The sequence below is a fragment of the bacterium genome, from assembly GCA_024742285.1.
Lineage (GTDB): Bacteria > Myxococcota_A > UBA9160 > UBA9160 > UBA4427 > UBA4427.
Genome location: JANSYR010000015.1, coordinates 1 through 18,603, shown reverse-complemented (window position 1 = coordinate 18,603; position 18,603 = coordinate 1). Strand labels below are relative to the sequence as shown.

Genomic DNA, 18,603 nt, shown 5'->3' with positions numbered 1-18,603 from the left:
ATCCATGGATTTCGACCTGTCCAACGACGAGCTGACCTTCGAGAAGGAGGTCGTGGCCTTCCTCGAGGCGAACTACGACGAGGAGGTGATGGATGCGAATCCGGAGCACCTCTCGCAGACGGTCGAGACGCCGCCGAAGCGCGCCTTCATGGCGAAGCTCGCGGAGCAGGGCTGGCTCGGCATGTCCTGGCCCAGCGAGTACGACGGCAAGGAGAAGTCGGGGATCTACGACTTCCTGTTGACCGAGGCGCTCTCCCGCTTCGGCTGCCCGCAGCCGGGCAAGGGGGTCGGGATCGTCGGGAAGACGATCATCCGCCACGGCAACGAAGAGCTGAAGACGTACTTCCTCCCGCGCATCATTCGCGGCGAGATCGAGTTCGCGATCGGTTATTCGGAGCCGCAGGCCGGCTCCGATGCCGCGTCGATGCAGCTCAAGGCGGAGCACGACGCCGCGCGCGGCGGTTGGGTCCTGAACGGTCACAAGATCTGGACCACGAGCGCGCACTTCGCCGACTGGTACTGGGTCGGGGCGCGGACCGGCGATCACAAGCACAAGGGGATCACGCTCTTCCTGATCCCGATGAACCACGAAGGCTTCGAGATCCATCCGACCTACACGATCGGGGACGAGCGGACGAACGAGGTCTTCTTCAACGACGTCTTCGTTCCCGACAGCCACGTGGTGGGCGAGGTCGGCAAGGGTTGGACCTACATCTGCGAGGCGCTCGATCTGGAGCGCTTCGCGATGCTGCCGGTCGGGCCGATCGAGATGAAGCTCAAGGGTCTGATCGAGTACGTCCGGGCCGAGACCCTCGATGGTGAGCCCCTCGCGAAGGACCCCGTCGTGCGCCAGACGATTGCGAAGCTTCGGGCGGATCTCGAGGTCGCGCGCAAGCTCCAGCGAAAGGTGATCAGCGAGGCGTTGAAGGACCGCGTCCCGACGGTCGAGGCCGCGATGTACAAGATGTGGCAGTCGCAGCTCGGCCAGCGGATCGCGAACGCCGCCCTCGACCTGATGGGGCCGGACGCCCAACTCAAGCCCGGACAGCCCGAAGCCCCCGTGAACGGGCGCTACGAGCGCTCCTACCGCTACACGGTCGTCGACACGATCGGCGGCGGCACGAGCGAAGTCCAGAAGAACATCATCGCCGGGCGCGGCCTCGGCCTCCCCAAGAACTTCTAATCGCGGAGCCTCGCCCCTTGTCCCCCCAGACGCACCTCCTCGACGGCGTCACCGTCCTGAATCTCGGCGCCGTCGGCCCGGCCGCGCGCGCCGGCCGCATGCTCGCCGACTACGGCGCGCGGGGCGTGGTGATCGCGCCCGTGTCGAAGAAGGGCGCGCTCCAGACGAAGCCCGTCTATCACACCTATGGTGCGGGTCGCGGCTTCGAGAAGATGCGGCTGGACCTGAAGAGCGAAGCCGGTGTCGAGGCGCTTCTCAAGCTCGCCGAGAAGGCGGACGTCGTGATCGAGTCCTATCGGCCCGGCGTGGTCGATCGGCTCGGGATCGGCTGGGAGGCGATGCGCGCCCGCAATCCGGGGATCGTCTACTGCTCGACCTCGGGCTACGGCCAGGACGGCCCCGCTTCGACCTGGGCGGGACACGACATCAACTATCTCGCGATGTCCGGCTATCTCGCGTGCACGGAGCCGCGCGAGGACGGCGGCCCCCCGATTCCGGGCGCGACCGTCGCGGACAGCGCCGGAGGAGGAATGCACGCCGTCCTCTCGATCATGGGCGCTCTCGTCAAGAAGGGCACGACGGGAGAGGGGACCTTCCTCGACGTGTCCGCCGCCGAGGGGATCCTGTCGCTGATGGCGCTCTCCCTCGACCAGTACCTGGCGACCGGCGAGGAAGCCGGCCCGCGCAAGGTCCTGCTGACGGGTCGCTACGCGTTCTACGACACCTACGAGGCGAGCGACGGCGGCTGGGTCTCGGTGGGCGCGATCGAGCCGCATTTCTATCGGAATCTCTGCGAGCGCCTCGGGCATCCCGAGTACGCGGGCCACCAGTACGACGACGCCAAGCAGGACGAGATCCGCGAGGCGTTCCGGGCGGCTTTCAAGACGAAGACGCGCGACGAGTGGACGGAAGAGCTGGCGGCGAACGATACGTGCGTGGCCCCGGTCCTCTCGATTCCCGAGGTCGTCGAGAACGAACACTGGCGCGCGCGCGGCGTGTTCATGCAGGCGGAGCACCCGGAGGAGGGTCGCTTCGACCAGGTCTCGCCGATCCTCGCCGGCGGCCACCGCGACCACCCGGTGCATACGGTCCGTGTCGACGACGAGACGGATACCCGGGTGCTCCTCGCCGAAGCAGGACTCTCGGACGACGAAATCGGCAAGCTCTTCGAAGAGGGCGCCGTCGAATAGCAACAGGTTGCCCTTCGCGGGGCGCCGTTACACCAACACGGGACGCGCACCGCGCGGACCAGGAGGAAACGACATGGCTGACGCATCGGCCGACGATCTGCCCGAAGAGGTGAAGGGCTGGATCGGGCAGGAGCGATACGAAGAGAAGACCGAGTTCCCGATCGAGATGGGCTACGTGCTGACCACTTGCTCGGCGACCCAGAACGGCAACCCGCTCTACTGGGACGAGAAGGTCGCGAACGACCTGACCGACGGACCGATCACGCTGCCGACGATGGTGTCGGTCTGGTTCCGGCCCCACGACTGGTCGCCGGGCCGGACGGAGCCGGCGGTTCCGCTCCAGCTCCACTTCGACCTGAAGGACCGGCTCGGCCTTCCCGAGGCGGTGATGAGCGACAACACGATCGTCTTCGGCGAACCGATTCGGCCGGGCGACGAGCTCACGACGACCCAGGTCCTGTACTCGGTCTCGCCGCTCAAGAAGACGAAGGTCGGCACCGGTCGCTTCTGGGATTTCGGCGTCAAGATCGTGAACCAGCGCGGCGAGCTCTGCGCGGAAGAACGCTACACCGGCTTCGGGTACAACCGGGACTGAGCCTTCGGCTCATCCCCGGTTGTAGTGGACTCTTTTTTGCGCGCTTCGCGCGCTGTAGGGCAGACAGGCCGCCCATCGTGCCGCGAGCACGGGCGCCCTGGCTGCAAATCGAATGGCGGCCCGCGGGTCGCGACGAGGGAGCAGAATGATGGCTGCTGAATTGCTGACGAGTGAGGTGAGCGAGGGGGCGGAGCTTCCGGTCCTCGAGAAGGACGTGAAGCCGGTGACGGTGGTGCTCGGCGCGATGGCGAGTCGCGACTGGCGCCCCCAGCACCACGACTACAAGTTCGCGACCGAGAATAACGGCCTCGACGACATCTTCATGAACACGCCGAACCTGGCCGCCTGGTTCGAGCGCTACCTGACGGACTGGACCGGGCCCAAGGGCCGCCTGGGTCGCATCAAGTTCCGCATGAAGGACTCCGTCTTTCCCGGCGACACGATGAACTTCGCCGGCAAGGTCACCGGCATCGAGCCGGCGACGGACGGGATCTCCTGGGTGAGCGTCACGATCGAGCTCACCGCGGGCGACAAGAGCTGCGTGAGCTGCGAGGCGCGAATCGCCGTGCCCGACAACGCGGATGCCAATCCCTGGAAGCTCAAGGGCGACGACTGGAAGCCCTGAGCCGCCCCGTCCGGCGGTAGGGAGCGGAGAAACGGAACCATGGATCTCGACTTCACCGAAGAACACGAGATGCTGCGCGAGATGGTGCGCGGCGTCTGCGCCGAGTACGCGCCGCTCGAGGTCGTTCGCGAGCTCGAGAACGACGAGCGGGGCATGCCCGAAGCGCTGTGGAAGCAGCTCGTCGAGCTCGGCCTGGTCGGGATCCTCGTTCCGGAGGAGTACGGCGGGCAGGGGCAGAGCCTCCTCGAGGCGGCGATCGTCTACGAGGAGTTCGGTCGCGCTCTCGCGCCTTCTCCGCATTTCGTCTCCGCCGTGCTGTCCGCGGGCGCGCTCGTGATCGCGGGGAACGAAGAGCAGAAGAAGGCCCTGCTTCCCGGAATCGCCGGTGGCGACCTCGTCGTCACGCCCGCCTGGCTCGAGCCGAGAAACGGCTACGGCGCGAAGGGCGTCCAGGTCCGTGCCGAGGCGAAGGGTGACGGCTTCGTGATCGACGGCGCGAAGATGCACGTCCAGTATGCGGCGATCGCGGATCGGCTGATCGTCGTGGCGCGGACCGGGGACGAAGAAGAGGCGATCGATCTCTTCCTGGTCGATCCGAAGGCCGCGGGCGTCACGCTCTCCCAGCGGGAGAACCTCGGCTCCGAGACGACCTTCCGGGTGGACTTCGCCGGCGTCCAGGTCGCGGCTTCCGATCGGATCGGCGGCGCGGGCTCCGGGTGGGAGACGTGGACCACCGTGATGAACGACGGGATCGTCCTCGCAGCGGCCCAGGCGGCGGGCGGGGCGAAGGCGGCGCTCGAGATGACCGTCGAGTACGCGAAGACTCGCGAGCAATTCGGCAAGCCCCTGGGCGCGTTCCAGTCGATCTCCCACTACTTGGCCGATGCCGCGACGCAGGTGGAAGGTGGCTCGACCCTGGTCTACGAGGCGGCGTGGAAGCGATCCGTCGGGCAGGAGACCACGCTCCACGCTCCGTTGGCGAAGCTCTTCATGGCGCACGCCTTCCGCGACGTGACGGCCACCTGTCAGCAGGTCTGGGGCGGCGTCGGCTTCACGATCGAATACGACATCCAGCTCTACTTCCGGCGCGCAAAGCAGCTCCAGATGTCCTGGTACGACGATCGCCACCTCGGTGAGCTCGTTGCGGCGCAGGAGCTCGACGCGTAGACGGGTCGGTCACGCGGCGATCGCGTCGCCGCTAGGCGCCTTCCGCCAATACGCCCTCCGCGAGGAGCGTCTCGATCTCCGCGGCGTCGTATCCGGCTTCGCGCGCGATCTCGCGGGTGTGTTCGCCGATCCCCGGCGCGCCGCGCTCGACGTGGGTCGGCGTTCCTTCGAATTCGCCGATGGGCTTCGGTTGTCGGAGCCGTCCGACGATCGGGTGGTCCATCTCGAAGATCAGGTCGTTCGCGACGACCTGCGGGTCTTCGTGGATCGTGGCGGGGTCGCCGATCGGTGCGTAGGGGACGTCCGCTTCGACCAGCCGCTCGACGAGATCGCGCGTGGTGAAGGTGCGGAGCGTCGGATCGAGGGCGGCCTGGAGTTCGCGCGCGTGGGCAGCACGCGGCCCGGCGGTCGCGAAGCGTTCGCTCCCGAGCAGGTCTTCGCGACCGATCGCGCGACAGAGGGCCTCGAACTCCCGATCCTGGATGAAGCTGATGGCGAGGTGGCCGTCCGCGGTCGCGCGGATCATCGGGAGCGCGCCCTTCTGGAGCGGCGCCGACACGCCTTCGCCGAGGATCGCGTGGTTCTGCATGCCGTCGGGCCAGAGGAACGCGAGGCTCGCGTGGAGCATCGAGACCTTGACGTGTTGTCCTCCGCGCCCCTGGGCACGCGCGAAGAGAGACGCCGTGATCAGCTGCGCAGTCTGGATCGCGGTGCCCTTGTCGCAGACGACGCTGCGGACGAAGGTCGGTTCTCCGGTCTCGAGGTCCGCCTGGTGCATCGCGACCCCGGAGTAGGCCTGCATCACCGAGTCGTAGACCGCGCTCTGGGCCATCGGTCCGCGCTCGCCGAAGCCGCTCACCGAGACGTAGATCAGCTCGGGATGCATCGCGCGGTAGCGCTCCGCCCCGATCCCCATCCGCTCGACCGCCCCGGGTCGGAAGTTCTGCACGAAGACATCGGCGCCCGCGACGAGCCGGTCGAGGAGGGCGACGCCGCGCTCGTCCCGGAGATCGATCGCGATCGCGCGCTTGCTCCGGTTGAAGCTCGTGAAGATCGCCGACATGCCGCCGCGGCTCGGCCCGATCTTCCGCAGCCCGTCTCCGCGACCGGGCCCTTCGACCTTGATCACGTCCGCGCCCTGATCCGCGAGGATCGAGGTGGCGAGCGGGCCGGAGGCCATCGTCGTGAGGTCGAGGATGCGAACGCCTTCGAGGGGGCCGGGCATGGTCTTCCTTGGCTGCGCGGTTGCGGCGCCTTGCGAACGATCGCCTGGGCGAGCTTGCGAGCGATCGCCTGGGCGAGCTTGCGCGAGATCGCCGGAGTGCGCGAGGCTAGCAGCCGCGTCCCCGCTTCGGGGCCGGCGCAGGGAGCCCAGGATGAGTCCGACCGACGAGCATCTCGCCGACCGCCTTCGTTCGCTCGAGGCCCGTGTCCGAGGTCTCGAGGGCCGCGCCGCCATCCTCGACCTGAAGAGCCGCTACGGCGCCCTGATGGACGAACGATACACCCGAAAGGGGCCGAAGCCCCAGGCCGAGCTGGACGTGCTCGCCGATCAGCTGGTCGGACTGTTCACCGAGGACGCCGTCTGGGAAGGGGGCGGTGCGCTCGGGACGGCCGAGGGACATGCTGCACTGCGGGAGCGCTTCCGCGCGCCGACGCTCCAGTACAGCTGGCACTTCTTCGTGAAGCCCGAGATCCACGTCGACGGCGACGTCGCGAAGGGGACCTGGGACGTGCTCGCGATGATGACGACGACCGAGGCGCGACCGATGTGGATGGTCGGCGTCGAGCACGACGAGTATCGCTTCGAGGACGGGCGCTGGCTCCACTCGCGGATGCATCTCGAGAGCCAGCTGATGGCGCCCTACGACCGGGGCTGGGGGCCGAAGCGGGCCGACTAGCGCTCGTCCTAGCCATTGACCGGCTTGATCATCGTCTCGCCGAGCTCGCGGAGCTTGTCCTTCTTGTCCTGGACGGTGCAGCCAGGGGGGAGCTGGTATTCGAGAGGCCAGCTCACGGTACCGGTCATCCCGGCCTCGATCAGCTGTCCCATCTGGTCGGGCGGGAGCTCCTCGGTGAGCGGGATCAGGCAGTCGAAGGGCTCGTCTGCGCGTCCGAAACGCTCTCGCTGGGCGCGCAGGTCGCGCAGGATCCCGAGCGTCTCCTCGAAGGTCGTTCCGGCGCCGGTCCAGCCGTCGCCGAACTGCGCGGCACGACGGAGCGCCGCCTTGTTCATGCCGCCGACCCACATCGGGACCTTCTCGGTCGGGAGCGGCCGCATCCGCAGGGCATCGAACTGGTAGAACTCGCCGTCCGCGGACACGACCTCGCCGGCGAGCAGCTTCTGGATGATCGGCAGCTGCTCGTCCATGCGCTTGCCACGCTGCTCGAAGGGTACGCCCATGATCTCGAACTCCTCGCGGAGCCAGCCGGCGCCCAGGCCCAGCACGGTCCGGTTCTTCGAGAAGATCGCCGCCGTCGAGAGGTCCTTGGCGATCTCGATCGGGTGTCGCAGGGGCAGGATGTAGACGTTCGTCACGAAGCGGAGGGTCGTCGTCACCTGAGAGAGAGCGGAGATCGTCGCGAAGGACTCGGGGAAGGGCGTCTCGCCGTCGAAGGGCGGCTCGCCGGAGTCGTCGTAGGGGTAGCGGGAGGCGTACTCCTCCGGCGCGAAGAGATGGTCGGCGAGCATGATGCCTTCGAAGCCCGCCTCCTCGCAGACGGGCGCGAGCTCGAGCATGTCGTCGGGGTGGGTGAAGGCGAGGGCTTGCCAGAACTGCATGTGTCGGAGACTCCAGTGTTGGGCGGAGAAGCATGGCAGAGGGCGCCCGAGCGGGCCACACGCACGGCCCGCGTGCATCCCCGGATGGGCTAGGATTCGACGCCGTCGCCGCATGCACCCAACGCGCGCGACCCCGTCCGACCGGGCGTCCCGAAGGCCGCCGTCGGATCGTCAATCGAGGAAGAGAGATGCTGGATCATGTCGCCGTGGTGGGCGCTTCACTCGCCGGACTGCGTTTCGCGGAGGCCCTTCGCCGCGAGGGCTTCGAGGGTCGGATCACCGTGATCGGCGCCGAGGACGCGCTGCCCTACGATCGACCGCCGCTCTCGAAGCAGTTCCTCGTCGACGATTGGGAAGAGGAGAAGCTGGCCCTCTCCCGGAACGGGGTGGAGGAGCTCGGCGCCGAGTGGAAGCTGGGCGTCGCCGCGACGGGTCTCGACCGGAACAAGCCCCTCGTGACGCTGGCGGACGGTTCGACCGTGGAGGCGGACGCGGTCGTACTCGCGACGGGAACCCGCGCGCGAAGGCTGCCCTTCGGCCAGGACCTCGATGGTGTGCTCGAGCTGCGGACCCTCGACGACGCGCGGAAGTTGCGCGCCGCGATCGCGACGTCGCCGCGGGCGGTCGTCGTCGGCGCGGGCTTCATCGGAATGGAGGTCGCCGCGAGCTGTCGCAAGAAGGGACTCGACGTGACCGTCGTCGAGCCGCTGCCTGCACCGCTGATTCGCGGACTCGGGCCGGTACTCGGAGAGCGCGTGGCGCGGACCCATCGGGACGAAGGCGTCGCTTTCCGTCTCGGCGTGGGCGTGGACGGCTTCGACGGCGAGGGCGCGGTCACGGGCGTCCGCCTCTCGGACGGCGAGACGATTCCGGCCGAGCTCGTGATCGTCGGTGTCGGTGCGGCGCCGGCCACGGAGTGGCTCGAAGGCGCGGGACTCGAGATCGACAACGGTGTGCTCTGCGACGCGACCGGCGCCACGGGGCGGGAGAACGTCTTCGCCCTGGGCGACTGCGCACGCTGGGAGAACGCCCGCTATCCCGAGCGTCCGCGCTTCGAGCACTGGACCAGCGCCGTCGAGCAATCGGACGTGGTCGCGAAGCGGATCGTCCACGGCGAGGCCGAGGCCTTCGAGCCGGTGCCCTACGTTTGGACGGACCAGTTCCACCTGCGAATCGCGATCGCCGGAGAGATCCAGGAGGGAGACGAGATGCACGTCTGCCTCGGGGACATCGAGGACGACCAGTTCCTCGCGCTCTTCGGACGGGACGGGCGGCTCGCTGCAGCGGTGGGGTTCAAGCGGCCGCGCCAGCTGAACGGCCTGCGTCGCAAGATGGCCGAACCGGGCGGTCTCTCCTTCGCCGACGCGATCGCGGAGCACGCGCCCGAGGACTGAGTCCGCTTCCACCTGGCGTCGCTCAGCGTGCGGCTCGCTCGTTGCGGACGAAGAGCAGCGCCAGGAACGCGAAGACGTTGAGCACGGCGAAGACCGCGAAGGCGATCTGGTAGTCGCTCCGCCAGTCATAGAGCGCGGCGGCGAAGAGCGGGCCGAGCGCGCCTCCCGGGAAGAGCGTGAGCGTCATCGCGCCGTAGATCTCGCCCAGGTACCGATCGCCGAAGCAGTGGCTCAGGACGAGCGGGTAGACCACGTCGCGGCAGGCCTGGGAGAAACCCCAGGAGAAGACGAAGGCGCTGATCAGGAGCGGGTCGGGGCGGAAGAGAAGCGCGATCAGGACCAGACTCGAGAGCGCGAGGATCCCGTAGACCACCTGGACGGCACGGACCTGCGGAATCCGGTCGGCGAAGAATCCGCCCAGGATCTTGCTCACGACCCCGAGCCCGACGGCCTGCCGGAAATAGTCTCGGGCTTCGCTGCTCGACAGGCCACTGTCGACCAGGAAGAGGACGAGTGCGTCCAGGATTCCGGTGAAGAAGAAGAAGAACGTGAAGAGCGTGGCGGTCAGGATCCAGAAGCTCCGGGTGCGGAGCGCATGGGCGAGATCGAGATCGTCGGCCGCGGACGCGAAGGCTTCGTCGAGGGCCGCCGGGGGGTCGATCGCTTCGTCGGGCTCGCGCACCAGGAAGATCGACGTCGGAAGCAGCACGAAGAGCGCGACGGGGACGATCGCGAGAAGGCCCTCGCGCCAGGTGGCCTGGCTCGCGACGGAGCTCACCAGCGCGACCATCACCGACCCACCGAGATTCGATCCCGCATAGGCGACTCCGAGGGCGAGGCCGCGGTTTCGATGGAACCACTGGCTCACTACGTGGCCGACCGTGATGTCGCCCATGCCGGCGGCGCAGAGGCCGATCCCCGCCGCGACGAAGTAGAGGTGGGAGAGGGTCTGGATCTCCGAGAAGACGAAGAACACGAACGCGAAGAGGGCGGCCGAGATCGCGAGCACGCGGGAAGCGCCGAGGCGGACGGCGAGGATCCCGACGAGGGGGCTCGCGAGGGCCTGGAAGATCAGCTGGGGCGTCGCGGCGCCGGACAGCTCGGTGCGTCCCGAGAGCCCGAGCCCTTCGATCAGCTCCGGGGCCATGCCCGTGCGGATGTAGGTCAGGCCGAGGCCCATCTGACAGATGAGGCAGCCAAGGGCGACGAAGAAGGCGCGACCGCGGAACTCACCGAACGCGCGGGCGAAGAAGGAGGCTTCGTTCATGCGCCGTCGCCGCGCCGCTGCGCCGCCTGCGCCCGCGTCGCCGCGTCCTCGTCGAGGCCGTCTCCGAAGCGGGTCCGTGCGTCGTCGCGGAGGGCGCTCTTGGCGACCTTGCCGCCGACGTTGTGCGGGAGGGCATCGAAGACGACCAGCGCCTCGGGCCAGAGCTCGCGGGCGATCTGGGACGCCTCGAGGAAGGCCTTCAGTCCCTCGAGGTCGAGCTGCGCCCCGGGCCGGAGTTCGACGTAGGCGGCGGCCCGCTCGCCGAAGACGGCGTCGGGGATCCCGATCGCAGCGGCGAGGGCGACGTCGGGGTGGGCGTTCACGCCATCTTCGATCGCGGCGGCCGAGAGGTTCTTGCCGCCGCGGATGATGATGTCGTCGGTGCGGCCGACGACGCGGAGGTAGCCGTCCTCGTCGAGCTCGACGAGATCGCCGAGCATGACCCATCCGTCCGGCCGGATCAGCTCGGCGGTCGCCTCCGGCGCGCCGAGGTACCCGCGCGAGACGACCGGACCCTTCACGGCGGGCTGGCCGACGCCGGTCTCGGTCACGTCGTGGCCTTCCGCGTCGAAGAGGCGGAGCTGCATCTCGGGGATCGGCTTGCCGGCGGTGGTGAGTCGCTTGTGGGGCGGGTCCTCGGGGCGGGTCGCGCTGACCGCGCCGGTCTCGTTCGAGCCGTAGAACTGGAGCACGTAGGCGCCGGTCTTCTCCTCGAAAGCCCGGGCGCGCTTCTCCGGGACGGCTTCGCCGCCGGTGAAGAGGCTCCGCAGCGCCAGGCGATCGTCACCGTCGAAGCCTCCGGACTCGAGCATCAGGATGAACTGCGTGGAGACGGCGGCGAGCACGGTCACGCGGTGACGTCGCATCGCCTCGATCGCGGCGGCGGCGTCGAATTTTCGCAGCAGGACCGTGGGTGCGCCCAGCAGCGTCGGTGAGAAGTGCTGGGTCCAGAGCCCGAAACCGAAGGGCGCGGGCAGGGCGCTCAGGAAGACCTCGTCGTCCCGGAACTTCCCCATGTCGTCGGCGAAGCGGTGGAAATGGAACCAGCGCAACTGATCGTGCAGCACGATCTTGGGAAGACCGGTCGTCCCCGACGTCGTGTTGTAGAGGCAGTCGACGTCGCGGGCGAGCGCGCGGCCCTCGAGCGCGCCGGCGTCCGCGAGCGGCGCGTCCGCGCCCTCGATCCGGATCGGATCGTCGACGAAGGCGTCTCCCTCGATCAGGAGATGCGTCTCGAGATCGACGCCCTTCGCGCGCAGCGTGCGCACCATCTCCGTCGCGTCGATGCCGCCCATCGTCGGCGCGCTGACGAGGGTCCTGGCACCGGAGAGACCGAGCAGATGGACCAGCTCCCGCTCCCCACAGCGGGCGCCGAGGCCGAGACACGTCAGCCCCGCGCGCTCCGTTGCCTGGAAAGCGACGTGGAAGCCCGTGCCATCGGGTAGCCAGACCGCGACGCACTCGCCGGGGGGCAGGCCGAGGGCGAGAAAGACCCGGGCGAGCCGGTCGGAAGCCTCGTCGTAGCCGCGCCAGGTGAGGATCCGGTCCTCGATCCAATAGGCGGGATCGTCGGGGCGCGTGCCGGCCAGCTCGCGCACCCGCGCGGCGAGCGACGCGGGGAAGTCCGAGGGTTGCATTCCGTCCGTCAGTAGGTGATCGGCAGCTTCCAGTAGCCCTGCACGAACTCGGTCACGAGGCGCTCGGCATTCGGAAGGTCGACCTCGTAGTTCGGGTGGAGGCGCAGGAGCTCTTCGGTGCAGACGCGCCCCTCGAGCCGCGCCACGTTGACGCCCAGGCAGGAGTGCGGACCGTAGCCGAAGGACAGGATCCGAGGCGGACGGCGCAGGACGTCGAACTTGTCGGGATCGGGGAACTCGCGCTCGTCGTGGTTGCCCGAGTGGTAGAGGAACATCAGGCCCTGGCCCGGCGTCATCTCCTGCCCCGCGAAGGTCACCGGTCGCTTCACCTGACGCATCAGGAACTGCGTCGGCATGTCATAGCGGAGCCCCTCGTTGTAGGCGTCGGGGATCAGCGAGGGGTCGTCGATGCACATCTGACGCTGGTCCGGGTGCTCCCAGAGCCGACGGACGAGGGAGGCGAAGGTCTTCGGGAAGGTCTCGCTGCCGCCGATGATGAGCATCGCCACGTGGGAGGCGAGGGAGTCGTCGTCGAGCTTGTGCCCGTCCTGCTCGAACTCGAGCAAGGTCTGGAGGACGTCCTCCTTGGGGCCTTCGTTCCGGCGAACCGCGATCTGCTTCTTGAAGTACTCGAACATCTCGCCCATCGCCTGGAGGCCGGCCTCGGTGGCGCCCATCTGCCCCTCTTCGCGCTTGAAGAAGCGCTGGACGAGGTCGTTCAGGTAGGGGCCGTCCTCGGGCGGCAGGCCGCTGATCGTGCAGGCGACGGTCACCGCGACGTGGGCGGTCATGTCCTGGATCACGTCGAGGGTCCCCGCGTCCTTCGCCTCGGCCAGCTTCTCCTTCGCGATCTTCCGGATCATCGGCTCGAGCTTCGCGACCTCCGGCGCCGCGAAGGGCTTGCGGAACGAAGCGCGGAGCCGCGTGTGGTCCGGGTGGTCCATGTTGTTGATCATGGGCGTGACCTCCTGGACCTTGGTCAGCAGGTGGGCCGACGTCGTTCCCTTGGCGGCGGTCAGGTTCTTCATGTCCCCGGACGCCTTCCAGATGTCCTCGAATCGGGACAGGGCCCAGGTGTCGAACTCTTCCAGGTAGTAGGCGGGTGCCTCGTCACGCAGCTGCTTGTAGATGGGCAGCGGGTCGGCCTTCATGACCTCTTCGGAGAAGGGGTTGTAGTGGACCATGGTCGGAGTCTCCGTTCGGGGGCCGGGCGCAGGGCGAGCCGTGTGATCTCGTCGGTCCCGCCCGATTCCAGGAATCGAGGAGGAAATGGAATGATCGCCCGGGGGCGCGTCGTCTGCGCCCCGCCGGGCGCACGCGGGGCAGCCCAGGGACGCTCCAGGCGCGTTCGGGACGGGTGTTCAGTAACGGAACGTATTGTATCGTAATGGGGTCGCTGTCGAGGCCAGGGCGCCTCGAGCGCAGGATTTCCGGGCGGGTGACCCCGTTCTCCGGCCGTGGCCCGGTCGGGGGTCGGGCGGGGCGTTTCGCCCCGTGCAGAGCAGGCAGTGGATGGGAGGCGGGGCGATGGCCCAGGCCGGGAGCGCCCCGAGCGCTGCGAAAGCCGAGCGAGCGACGAAGACCGGCCGCGGAGGTGCCGCGGGGAGCACCGGGCGCCCGCGAAGCGAGGAAGCCCATCAGGCGATCCTCGACGCGACCCTCGAGCTGCTGGTCGAGGTCGGCTTCTCGGCGCTGACCGTCGAAGGCGTCGCCCAGCGCGCCGGCGTCGGCAAGGCCACCATCTACCGGCGCTGGCCGTCGAAGCTCCCGCTCGTCGTCGAGGCGTTCGGGCAGCTGCCGGGCTTCGAGGAGGTGGATTCGGGGAGTCTCGAGACGGATCTCAAGGAGACCCTGAAGACCTACCTCCTGAACTTCAACTCGAGTTCACTGGGCGCCGTCTTCCCGAGTCTGGCGGGAGAACGCGCACACAACCCCGAGCTCTCGAAGTTGCTCGAGCCGGTCGCCCGGGCTCGTCGCGAACCCTTCGTGCGGATCTTCGAGCGCGCCCGCGAACGCGGCGAGATCTCCGAGGAGGTCGACATCGACCTCGCCGCCGACCTCGTCGTCGGCCCCATCTCCGTCACGCTCTTCTTCCGCGGCGGCACGCCGTCCCCGAAGATGGTCGGCCCGATCGTCGATCTGGCGCTCGGCGGCATCCTCGCGAAGGGCTGATCCGGCCTAACACGGCCAGCGCAGGTGATGGTGCGTCGTGTCGCTCGCGACGCGCTGGAAGCCGAGTCGCTCGTAGAGCCGCAGTGCGCGGTCGTTGCGGAGCGGTGTGGAGAGGGTGACGTCCTGCCCCCGAGTGTGCGCGATCGCAGCGATCGCCCGGACCAGCGCGGTGCCGCGGCCCGCGTTCTGCGCCTCCGGAAGGAGCTGGATCTCGTGGATCTCGAGCGAACCGCTGGTCTCGCCGACCTGGAGGACGCCGATGTCGTGCGCCCCGTCGGTCACGATGCACAGTCCGCCCAGGTTCCACTGGGCCGCGTCGTGCCTGGCGTAGGTCCGCTCGTCGAAGTGGCCGAACGAGGCGACCATCAAGTCGTGATAGGCGGCGCGCCGGAGGTCCGCCAGAAAGGGACGGTCGGCGCGCCGCGCGGGGCGAAGGCCCGGGATCTGCTGACAGCGCCAGGTCGTGGCGCCGAGTGCGTGGAGCACATGGACGCGCAGGTCGGTCTTCTCGACCCGGGGGTGGTCGAAGTCCCGGCTCGCCCGTCGCAGGAGTCCGAGGGCGCGCATGACGCCCTGCGAGCGCCGATTCGTCGCCGATGTGAACGACACGACCTCGGCGAGCCGGCACCGCTCGAACGCGTCACGCAGCACGACGCGGCCAGTCTCGGTTGCGACGCCTCGCTCCCAGGACTCGCGCCGCAGACGCCACCCGATCTCGACCCCGGGTGCGGGCGGGACGTCGGGCGGGATCGGGTTCAGGCCGACGAAGCCGAGGAAGTCGGTCGAGGATCGGTCCTCCACGGCCCACAGCCCGAAGCCGTCGCGGTCGAAGGTCCCCTCGATCCGGTCGATCAGCGCGTCGCTCTCGGTCCCGGAGAGACGACGAGGGAAGAACTGCATCACCTCGGCGTCGGCGTTCATCGCCGCGAAGGGAGCACGGTCCGCGGTGCGCCAGCGGCGGAGCCGGAAGCGCGGCGTCTCGAGGGCCGTCGGTTGCACGTGGGACTCCGAGAAGGGGCGGGCGGAGCGTATCGTGCCGCGGGTACGCTCCGCGTGAAAGCCGATCGGCGAGCGCGAAGACGCCGGGGGCGGGCCTCCGGCCGGTCCTGCATCATCCGGTGGCATCCGGCTCGTCCAGTTGATACGAGCCGCAGCGTATCGTAATGTCCGGGGCGGCCGGAGAGCCCATCCGGCGCGGTCGCCGCCCCTGTATTGGTGGGTGCCGCGTCCGAGAGCCGCGCCCGAGACCCCGAGGACGACCCCGCATGGACGCTCGATTCACCGAAGAAGACGAAACCTTCCGGGGCACGATCGCCCGCTGGCTCGACGAGAACCTGCGCGGCGAGTTCGAGGTCGTCCGAGGACGAGGCGGTCCCGGGGACGAGCATTCCCTGGTCGAAGAGCGGAAGGCCTGGGAGCGGCTGCTCGGCGAGCACGGCTGGATCGGGATCGGCTGGCCCAAGTCGGTCGGCGGACGCGAGCTGTCGCTGACCCAGCAGATGATCTTCTACGAAGAGTACGCCCGCGCGGGCGGCCCCGGCCGGATGGGACACATCGGCGAAGGGCTGCTGGCCCCCACGGTGATCCACTTCGGAACCGACGACCAGAAGCAGCGCTTTCTTCCGGGCATCCTCGACGGCAGCGAGATCTGGTGCCAGGGCTACTCCGAGCCCGGCGCCGGCTCGGACCTGGCGAGCGTCCAGACCCGCGCGGAGCTCGACGGCGACGACTGGGTCGTGAACGGGCAGAAGGTCTGGACCTCCGGCGCCGAATGGAGCGACTGGTCCTTCGTCGTCTGCCGGACGGATCCCGACGCACAGCCGAAGCATCGCGGCATCTCCTACCTCCTGGTCCCGATGGATCAGCCCGGCGTCGAGATCCGGCCGATCGTCCAGATGACCGGCGATGCCGAGTTCAGCGAGACCTTCTTCTCCGACGCGCGGACCGCGAAGGAGAACATCGTCGGCGAAGTCAACGGTGGTTGGGCCGTCGCGATGGGGACCCTCGGCTTCGAGCGGGGCGCCTCGACCCTCGGCCAGCAGATGAACTTCCAGAACGAGCTCGACGCCGTCATCGAGCTGGCCAAGCAGAACGGCAAGGCGAAGGATCCGCTGATCCGCCAGCGAATCGCCCATGCCTGGAGCGGCCTGCGCATCCAGCGCTACCACGCGCTCAGGACCCTCGCCGGCGTCGACGAAGGCGCCGAGCCGCCGCCGTCCTCGGCGATCACCAAGATCTTCTGGGCCTCGTGGCACCGGGATCTCGGCAAGCTCGCGATGGACGTGATGGGGCCGGACGCCGAGCTGGCCGAAGGCGCCGCGCCCTACGCCTTGAACGCCCTCCAGCGTCTCTTCCTCTTTGCGCGATCCGACACCATCTACGCCGGTTCGAACCAGATCCAGCGCAACATCATCTCCGAGCGAACGCTGGGCCTGCCGCGCGAACCGCGTTAGGTCCGGGCTCGCGCCGTCCGACGAGAGGCTCGCCCGACCGATGGCCAAGCTGCCGCCCCCCGACTACGTCCCGCCCCACGACCTGCTCGCCGGCAAGACGGTCCTGATGACCGCCGCCGCGGGCGCAGGGATCGGATTCGCCACGGCCCAGCGCTGCGCGGAGGAGGGCGCGCGCCTCTTCATCAGCGACATCCACGAGAAGCGGACCGCCGACGCGGCCGAGAAGCTGGCGGAGATCTCCGGCAAGCCCTGCGGCCACCGGCTCTGCAACGTTCGGGACGACGCGGACGTCCGCGCGCTCGTGGCGGCTGCGATCGAGGACATGGGCCACATCGACGTCGTGATCAACAACGCCGGTCTCGGCGGCGAGGTCGACATCGTCGACATGACCGACGACCAGTGGGACTCCGTCCTCGACATCACGCTCAACAGCGTCTTCCGCATGACGCGCGCCGTGCTCCCCCACATGATGGAGCGAAGGAGCGGAGCGATCGTGAACAACGCGTCGGTCCTGGGCTGGCGTGCGCAGAAGGGACAGGCCCACTACGCGGCGGCGAAGGCCGGCGTGATGGCCGTGACCCGCTGCTCCGCGATCGAGGCCGCCGAGTACGGGATCCGGATCAATGCCGTCGCGCCCTCGATCGCGATCCATCCCTTCCTGGTCAAGACGACGCCGCAGGAGCTGCTCGACGAGCTCGAGGCGAAGGAAGCCTTCGGCCGCGGGGCGGCGCCCTGGGAGGTGTCGAACGTGATGGTCTTCCTGGCGAGCGACTACGCCTCCTACATGACCGGCGAAGTCGTCTCGGTTTCCAGCCAGCGCGCCTGAGACCCGCTTCGACATCCGCTCTCGCGGCGTCTCGTGATCTTCTTCTCGTGGTGCATCGTCCGGCGTGTCGTAGCCATTTACCCACGCCGTTCCCTTCATCTTGAGGGGGGACTCCCCTGATGCCGGGGGCCGGGTGAGCGCCGGTGCTCGTGCCCGCTCGGGTCCTCAAGTCGCCCTGATCGACCTCCGATGAATTCCCTTAGCGAGACGGCCGCCCGACCCCGGGCACCCGTCGCGCAGGAGGGGATCATGGGACGATCGAAGGGTCGATGGGCTTCGACGGGATCGCGTACGCGCGTGGGGGCGTGGGCGCTCGGGCTGACGCTCGTGGCCTCGTCCGCGATGGCGGAGGGCGACCTCCTCGACATGAGTCTCGAAGAACTCATGAACATCGAGGTGACCTCGGTCTCGAAGAAGGCCGAGAGCAAGAACGACACGGCCGCAGCCATCACGGTGATCACGGCGGAGGACATCCGCCGCGGTGGCTTCACGAGCATCCCCGAGGCGCTCCGTGTCGTCCCGGGTGTCCAGGTCGCGCGCATCGACGCGTCGCGCTGGGCGATCTCGATTCGCGGCTTCCGCCAGGAATTCTCGAACAAGCTGCTCGTGCTCGTCGACGGCCGCCCGGTCTACACGCCGCTCTTCGGTGGCGCCGTGTGGTCCGAACAGAACCTCGCCATGCAGGACGTCGAGCGGATCGAGGTGATCCGTGGTCCCGGCGGCGCGATCTGGGGCGCCAACGCAGTCAACGGCGTGATCAACATCATGACCCGCCACACGAAGGACACCCAGGGGCAACTGCTGGCGCTCTGGGGCGGGACCCAGGAATACGGCGGAATGGCTCGACACGGCGGGTCGATCGGCGACGACACGACCTACCGCGTGACCGTGAAGGGCGAGAAGACCGAGGACTACGACTTCGACCAGAACTACAACGGCGACGACGAGTGGACCAACCTGCGCGTCGGCATCCGGTCCGACACCCAGGTGGACGAGAACGCGACCCTCGAGACGCATTTCGACTTCTGGGACATCGATTCGCAGCGTGGAATCGGCGTCCGCGACGTCTTCTTCTCCGTGGTCTCCTTCAACGACGTGAAGCAGCGCAACCGCGGCGGGGTCGCCCAGCTCACCTACGATCGACAGATCGACGAGAAGAGCAGCTTCGAGTTCATGACCTTCGGCGAGCTCGTCGACCGTCGAGCGTCTCTCGACGAGCGAAGCTACACCTTCCAGGCTTCGACCCAGTACAACCGCGACCTGGTGGATTGGTGCGACGGCCTGTCCCTGGTCTCCGGCATCGACTACCGGT

General features: G+C 68.5%; 17 protein-coding genes. 11 read left to right on the top strand and 6 right to left on the bottom strand.

Features of this window, described 5'->3' with window-relative positions; genetic code table 11:
- The first annotated feature begins 4 nt into the window (after positions 1 to 4).
- The 5 genes from NXI30_22890 to NXI30_22870 all read left to right on the top strand — a co-directional run bounded on the left by NXI30_22890 (position 5) and on the right by NXI30_22870 (position 4,760).
- On the top strand, positions 5 to 1,183 hold the full coding sequence (locus NXI30_22890) for an acyl-CoA dehydrogenase family protein (GenBank protein ID MCR9097078.1): 1,179 nt from the start codon (positions 5 to 7) through the stop codon (positions 1,181 to 1,183).
- A gap of 17 nt (positions 1,184 to 1,200) precedes the next feature.
- Positions 1,201 to 2,373 (top strand): CoA transferase, encoded by a 1,173-nt coding sequence (locus NXI30_22885; GenBank protein ID MCR9097077.1) that lies wholly within the window; start codon positions 1,201 to 1,203, stop codon positions 2,371 to 2,373.
- 73 nt (positions 2,374 to 2,446) lie between these two features.
- A complete protein-coding gene (locus NXI30_22880; GenBank protein MCR9097076.1) occupies positions 2,447 to 2,968 on the top strand; it encodes a MaoC family dehydratase N-terminal domain-containing protein in 522 nt (173 codons plus the stop codon).
- A gap of 148 nt (positions 2,969 to 3,116) precedes the next feature.
- Entirely contained in the window at positions 3,117 to 3,593 is a 477-nt protein-coding gene (locus NXI30_22875; GenBank protein ID MCR9097075.1) for a MaoC/PaaZ C-terminal domain-containing protein, read from the top strand.
- 39 nt (positions 3,594 to 3,632) lie between these two features.
- On the top strand, positions 3,633 to 4,760 hold the full coding sequence (locus NXI30_22870; protein ID MCR9097074.1) for an acyl-CoA/acyl-ACP dehydrogenase: 1,128 nt from the start codon (positions 3,633 to 3,635) through the stop codon (positions 4,758 to 4,760).
- A gap of 31 nt (positions 4,761 to 4,791) precedes the next feature.
- Here the strand turns inward: NXI30_22870 and NXI30_22865 are convergent, their stop codons facing one another.
- On the bottom strand, positions 4,792 to 5,985 hold the full coding sequence (locus NXI30_22865) for a CoA transferase (protein ID MCR9097073.1): 1,194 nt from the start codon (positions 5,983 to 5,985) through the stop codon (positions 4,792 to 4,794).
- Positions 5,986 to 6,136: 151 nt separating this feature from the next.
- On the opposite strand from NXI30_22865, the gene NXI30_22860 reads away from it, so the two are divergent.
- Entirely contained in the window at positions 6,137 to 6,661 is a 525-nt protein-coding gene (locus tag NXI30_22860; GenBank protein ID MCR9097072.1) for a nuclear transport factor 2 family protein, read from the top strand.
- An 8-nt stretch (positions 6,662 to 6,669) separates the two neighbouring features.
- Here NXI30_22860 and NXI30_22855 read toward each other — a convergent pair whose 3' ends face one another.
- The gene (locus tag NXI30_22855; protein ID MCR9097071.1) at positions 6,670 to 7,542 is read right to left on the bottom strand and encodes a TIGR03619 family F420-dependent LLM class oxidoreductase; all 873 of its coding nucleotides are present in this window, start codon (positions 7,540 to 7,542) and stop codon (positions 6,670 to 6,672) included.
- A 188-nt stretch (positions 7,543 to 7,730) separates the two neighbouring features.
- Between NXI30_22855 and NXI30_22850 the strand changes: the two genes are divergently transcribed.
- A complete protein-coding gene (locus NXI30_22850; protein ID MCR9097070.1) occupies positions 7,731 to 8,936 on the top strand; it encodes an FAD-dependent oxidoreductase in 1,206 nt (401 codons plus the stop codon).
- Positions 8,937 to 8,958: 22 nt separating this feature from the next.
- Here NXI30_22850 and NXI30_22845 read toward each other — a convergent pair whose 3' ends face one another.
- Genes NXI30_22845 through NXI30_22835 form a run of 3 tightly spaced genes read right to left on the bottom strand, consistent with a single transcriptional unit; the run spans position 8,959 to position 13,024 of the window.
- A complete protein-coding gene (locus NXI30_22845) occupies positions 8,959 to 10,203 on the bottom strand; it encodes an MFS transporter (GenBank protein MCR9097069.1) in 1,245 nt (414 codons plus the stop codon).
- A complete protein-coding gene (locus tag NXI30_22840) occupies positions 10,200 to 11,840 on the bottom strand; it encodes an acyl--CoA ligase (GenBank protein MCR9097068.1) in 1,641 nt (546 codons plus the stop codon). The genes NXI30_22845 and NXI30_22840 overlap by 4 nt, the downstream gene beginning before the upstream one ends.
- A gap of 8 nt (positions 11,841 to 11,848) precedes the next feature.
- Positions 11,849 to 13,024, bottom strand: coding sequence for a cytochrome P450 (locus NXI30_22835; protein MCR9097067.1), 1,176 nt, complete (start codon positions 13,022 to 13,024; stop codon positions 11,849 to 11,851).
- Positions 13,025 to 13,367: 343 nt separating this feature from the next.
- Between NXI30_22835 and NXI30_22830 the strand changes: the two genes are divergently transcribed.
- A complete protein-coding gene (locus NXI30_22830) occupies positions 13,368 to 14,012 on the top strand; it encodes a TetR/AcrR family transcriptional regulator (protein ID MCR9097066.1) in 645 nt (214 codons plus the stop codon).
- A 6-nt stretch (positions 14,013 to 14,018) separates the two neighbouring features.
- Here the strand turns inward: NXI30_22830 and NXI30_22825 are convergent, their stop codons facing one another.
- Positions 14,019 to 15,011, bottom strand: a complete 993-nt coding sequence (locus tag NXI30_22825; protein MCR9097065.1) for a GNAT family N-acetyltransferase — start codon at positions 15,009 to 15,011, stop codon at positions 14,019 to 14,021.
- A gap of 266 nt (positions 15,012 to 15,277) precedes the next feature.
- Between NXI30_22825 and NXI30_22820 the strand changes: the two genes are divergently transcribed.
- The 3 genes from NXI30_22820 to NXI30_22810 all read left to right on the top strand — a co-directional run.
- Positions 15,278 to 16,465 (top strand): acyl-CoA dehydrogenase family protein, encoded by a 1,188-nt coding sequence (locus tag NXI30_22820; GenBank protein MCR9097064.1) that lies wholly within the window; start codon positions 15,278 to 15,280, stop codon positions 16,463 to 16,465.
- Between the two features lie 40 nt (positions 16,466 to 16,505).
- Positions 16,506 to 17,291, top strand: a complete 786-nt coding sequence (locus tag NXI30_22815) for an SDR family oxidoreductase (GenBank protein ID MCR9097063.1) — start codon at positions 16,506 to 16,508, stop codon at positions 17,289 to 17,291.
- A gap of 249 nt (positions 17,292 to 17,540) precedes the next feature.
- Positions 17,541 to 18,603 (top strand): TonB-dependent receptor plug domain-containing protein (locus NXI30_22810; GenBank protein MCR9097062.1); only part of this gene is annotated, 1,063 nt, incomplete at its 3' end.

Bases quoted from the DNA above. Each gene is read 5' to 3' on its own strand.
- NXI30_22890 (MCR9097078.1), top strand. From the start codon at position 5: ATGGATTTCGACCTGTCCAACGACGAGCTGACCTTCGAGAAGGAGGTC.
- NXI30_22880 (MCR9097076.1), top strand. From the start codon at position 2,447: ATGGCTGACGCATCGGCCGACGATCTGCCCGAAGAGGTGAAGGGCTGG.
- NXI30_22875 (MCR9097075.1), top strand. From the start codon at position 3,117: ATGGCTGCTGAATTGCTGACGAGTGAGGTGAGCGAGGGGGCGGAGCTT.
- NXI30_22870 (MCR9097074.1), top strand. From the start codon at position 3,633: ATGGATCTCGACTTCACCGAAGAACACGAGATGCTGCGCGAGATGGTG.
- NXI30_22865 (MCR9097073.1), bottom strand. From the start codon at position 5,985: ATGCCCGGCCCCCTCGAAGGCGTTCGCATCCTCGACCTCACGACGATG.
- NXI30_22860 (MCR9097072.1), top strand. From the start codon at position 6,137: ATGAGTCCGACCGACGAGCATCTCGCCGACCGCCTTCGTTCGCTCGAG.
- NXI30_22855 (MCR9097071.1), bottom strand. From the start codon at position 7,542: ATGCAGTTCTGGCAAGCCCTCGCCTTCACCCACCCCGACGACATGCTC.
- NXI30_22850 (MCR9097070.1), top strand. From the start codon at position 7,731: ATGCTGGATCATGTCGCCGTGGTGGGCGCTTCACTCGCCGGACTGCGT.
- NXI30_22845 (MCR9097069.1), bottom strand. From the start codon at position 10,203: ATGAACGAAGCCTCCTTCTTCGCCCGCGCGTTCGGTGAGTTCCGCGGT.
- NXI30_22840 (MCR9097068.1), bottom strand. From the start codon at position 11,840: ATGCAACCCTCGGACTTCCCCGCGTCGCTCGCCGCGCGGGTGCGCGAG.
- NXI30_22835 (MCR9097067.1), bottom strand. From the start codon at position 13,024: ATGGTCCACTACAACCCCTTCTCCGAAGAGGTCATGAAGGCCGACCCG.
- NXI30_22830 (MCR9097066.1), top strand. From the start codon at position 13,368: ATGGCCCAGGCCGGGAGCGCCCCGAGCGCTGCGAAAGCCGAGCGAGCG.
- NXI30_22820 (MCR9097064.1), top strand. From the start codon at position 15,278: ATGGACGCTCGATTCACCGAAGAAGACGAAACCTTCCGGGGCACGATC.
- NXI30_22815 (MCR9097063.1), top strand. From the start codon at position 16,506: ATGGCCAAGCTGCCGCCCCCCGACTACGTCCCGCCCCACGACCTGCTC.